Annotated in this window: 4 protein-coding genes; all 4 read left to right on the top strand. The window is 67.4% G+C overall.

The features are described 5' to 3' along the window. The coding region (locus AC1D01_RS25870; RefSeq protein ID WP_477871455.1) for a Pvc16 family protein at positions 1 to 349 on the top strand (349 nt) is incomplete at its 5' end. Then, positions 346 to 1,188, top strand: coding sequence for a hypothetical protein (locus AC1D01_RS25865; protein WP_477871453.1), 843 nt, complete (start codon positions 346 to 348; stop codon positions 1,186 to 1,188). The genes AC1D01_RS25870 and AC1D01_RS25865, both read left to right, overlap by 4 nt. 33 nt (positions 1,189 to 1,221) lie before the next feature. Beyond that, entirely contained in the window at positions 1,222 to 2,850 is a 1,629-nt protein-coding gene (locus tag AC1D01_RS25860) for a phage tail sheath family protein (protein ID WP_477871451.1), read from the top strand. A gap of 53 nt (positions 2,851 to 2,903) precedes the next feature. After that, positions 2,904 to 3,362: a phage tail protein gene (locus AC1D01_RS25855; protein ID WP_047505134.1), complete on the top strand. Its 459-nt coding sequence runs from the start codon at positions 2,904 to 2,906 to the stop codon at positions 3,360 to 3,362. The last annotated feature ends 75 nt before the right edge of the window (positions 3,363 to 3,437 follow it).

The following is a 3,437-nucleotide window of genomic DNA, read 5'->3' as shown; positions in this document are numbered from 1 at the left end:
GCCGCAGCCGGTGTCGCTGAACCTGATGGTGATGTTCGCTGCCAACTTCAGCGCGTCGAACTACACCGAGGCGCTGAAGTTCATCTCCAGCACGATCGCGCACTTCCAGTCGTGGCCGGTGCTGGATCACCAGAACACGCCCGACCTCGATCCGCGCATCGACAAGCTCACGCTCGACATCGAGAACCTGAGCGTCAGCGACCTGAGCAACCTGTGGGGCCTGTTCAGCGGGCGCTACCTGCCGTCGGTGCTGTACCGCATGCGCATGGTCACCTTCGATGCGGGCCAGTTCGACGCGCAGCTGCCGGTGGTGCGCCGCGTGCAGGCCGGCGTGGGAGCCCCCGCATGATCGACATGGGCCCCTACATTCCGCTGCTGCGCGTCGATTTCGAGCACGGCTTCTTCGCCGACGGGCGGTGCCGCGGGCTGCGCTTCGTGCCGGCCGGCGACACCGCGTGGTGGCTGCGCGCGACCGACGCGATCGAGCGCCACACCGGCAGCGCACTCGCGCTGTTCGGCCCGGCGCAGGCGCTGTCGGTGGTGCCGAAGGCGGTGCTCGCGTGGCAGGTGCATGCCACCGACGAGGTCTTCCCGACCTGCACCGACAACCCGGCGCAGTGGCCGGGCGAACTGCTGTGGTTCGATGCTTCCGAAGCCACGTCATCCCGCCTGCATGCCGGCGACACCGTATCGCAGGCCGAGGTGCGGCCGCTGACCTGGCCGCTGGTGTCGCTGTCCCTGATGTCGGGTTCTCTGGGCGCGCAGGCGTCGAGCGGCGCCCGCCTGATGCCGCCGCTCGCGGTGCTGCGCGTGCCGCTGGCGGCCTTGCCGCCGGCCCCGCTGCACTACACGGTGCGGCTCGCGGCGCGGGCGACGGTGTGGAAGTACTGCCTGCACGGCGAGTGGCCCGAGCCGCAACTGCAGGTCGTCGACCTGGCGAGCGGCGTCGAGTTCGACGAGCCCGCGCCGGACCGTCTCGACAACGGCGCGCCGCTCGTGGCCATCCGTTCGCGGGCGCCGATCGCGCTCGCGCAGCGCAGCGAGCGTCGATTCCAGTTGCGCAGCCGCCAGCGCGGCGGCGACAAGGTGCTGGTCAAGCGCCTGCCGGTGGCGGCAGCGCAGTTCCTGGCGCGAGAGCAGATCGGCGGCGAGAGCCGCCTGGTCTCCGAGATCCATGTGCATCGCTAGGCCCCGTCAACACTAACCGCAGAGGAGGCCGCAATGGCCATGAAGACCCCCGGCGTCTATATCGTCGAGAAGAATGCCTTTCCGAACTCGGTGGTCGAGGTGGCCACCGCGGTCCCGGCCTTCATCGGCTACACGGATCGCGCCGAGAACGCGGGCAAGTCGCTGAATATGAAACCGTGGCGCATCGGCTCGATGGCGGAGTACCACCAGTACTTCGGCTTCGGCCCGGACCCGAAGTTCGGCATTGCCGAGAAGACCGATCCGAATGCCGCCGCGGCCTTCAAGGCGGGCGACAAGGAATTCCTGCTGACGCAGGCCGACGGCAAGGAGGGCGGCCGCTTCCTGCTGTACTACGGGATGCTGCATTTCTTCCAGAACGGCGGCGGCCCGTGCTACGTGGTGTCGGTCGGCGAGTACGACAAGACGCCGCTGATCGAGGCCGACAAGCTGATGGCCGGCATCGAGCCGCTGGTGAAGGAGCAGGAGCCGACGATGGTCGTGGTGCCCGATGCGGTGCTGCTGTCGGCCAAGGACTGCATCTCGGTGCAGCAGGCGATGCTGCAGCACTGCGGCGGGCGCATGCACAGCCGGGTCGCGATCCTCGACGTGTGGGGCGGCCACCTGGATCGCAAGAACGCGACCGGCGTCGACCCGATCGAGGGCTTCCGCGGCGCGCTGGGCGTGAACTACCTCGACTACGCGGCGGCGTACTACCCGTGGGTCAACACGACGGTGGTGCAGGACAAGGACCTGGACTACACCCGCGTCGCCAACCCGGACGTGCTGATCCAGCTGCTGATGGCCGAGCTCGGGCTGCCGGCGCAGCTGGACCCGAAGACGCCGGCGCGCACCGCGCAGCAGTGGAAGGCGGTGCAGGACGTGAGCAAGACCGACGACCAGTGGACGACGGAGATCACGACCGACATCAACGCCTCGGACAAGAGTGACGACGAGAAGAAGAAGCTGCTCGACCCGGCCGCGCTGAAGATGGCGGTGGAGACGCACAAGGCCTTGCTCAACAAGAGCCTGGGCGCGTCGAGCACCTTGTTCAACACCATCATGGCCGAGGCGCGCAACCGGCTGAACCTGATGCCGCCGTCGCCGGCGATGGCGGGCATCTACACGATGGTCGACAACACGCGCGGCGTCTGGAAGGCGCCGGCCAACGTGAGCCTGAACGGCGTGGTGTCGCCGGCGGTGACGATCTCGCACGAGGACCAGGAGGACCTGAACGTCACGACGCAGGGCAAGTCGATCAACGCGATCCGCTCGTTCATCGGCGAGGGCGTGCTGGTGTGGGGGGCGCGCACGCTGGACGGCAACAGCCTGGACTGGCGCTACATCAACGTGCGGCGCACGATGATCATGCTGGAGGAGTCGTGCCGCCTGGCGGCCAAGGCGATGGTGTTCGAGCCGAACGTGTCGAACACCTGGGTGACGATCAAGAGCATGGTCACCAACTTCCTGACCGGCATCTGGAAGCGCGGCGGCCTGGCCGGCGCGGTGCCGGACGACGCGTTCAGCGTGCACGTGGGGCTGGGCGAGACGATGACGCCCGAGGACATCCTCGAGGGGATCCTGCGCGTGACGGTGCTGGTGGCGATCAGCCGCCCGGCCGAGTTCATCGAGATCACCTTCCAGCAGCAGATGCAGAAGTCGTGATCGCGCTCCATCAACGCTCACGAATCATTACTTGACCCTTCAGGAGGCAGACCATGGCAGACGACGGATCAGCGCAATCGACCACGGTGTGGCCGCTTCCCAAGTTCCGCTTCTCGGTGAAGTGGGACGCGGCGGAAATGCACTTCCAGGAGGTCTCCGGCCTCGACGTGGAGGCCCAGCCGATCGAGTACCGGCACGGTGACAGCCCGGCCTTCTCGGTGATCAAGATGCCCGGCATGAAGAAATACAGCGACGTGACGATGAAGAAGGGCGTCTTCAAGTCCGACAACAAGCTGTGGGACTGGTTCAACGAGATCAAGATGAACGTCATCAAGCGCAAGCCGGTGACGATCAGCCTGCTCGATGAAGCGGGCGCCGCGACGATGGTGTGGACGCTGACGAACGCCTGGCCGACCAAGATCACCGGCACCGACCTGAAGGCGCAAGGCAACGAGGTGGCGGTGGAGACCATCGTGATCGCACACGAGGGGCTCACGATCGCCAATGCCTGATGGCGACGGGCATCCCGCCGGCACCACCGCTGCCGCCCCCGTTGCCGCCCCCCGCGCCGCCGCTTCCCCCGGGGC

The organism is Rhizobacter sp. P3_B12 (assembly GCF_056402895.1).
The sequence above is the reverse complement of the archived record's forward strand: the minus strand, read 5'-3'. Positions and strand labels throughout refer to the sequence as shown.

What these genes read in the sequence shown, in the direction of transcription:
- AC1D01_RS25860 (WP_477871451.1), top strand. Translation starts at nt 1,222, where the DNA reads ATGGCCATGAAGACCCCCGGCGTCTATATCGTCGAGAAGAATGCCTTT.
- AC1D01_RS25855 (WP_047505134.1), top strand. Translation starts at nt 2,904, where the DNA reads ATGGCAGACGACGGATCAGCGCAATCGACCACGGTGTGGCCGCTTCCC.
- AC1D01_RS25865 (WP_477871453.1), top strand. Translation starts at nt 346, where the DNA reads ATGATCGACATGGGCCCCTACATTCCGCTGCTGCGCGTCGATTTCGAG.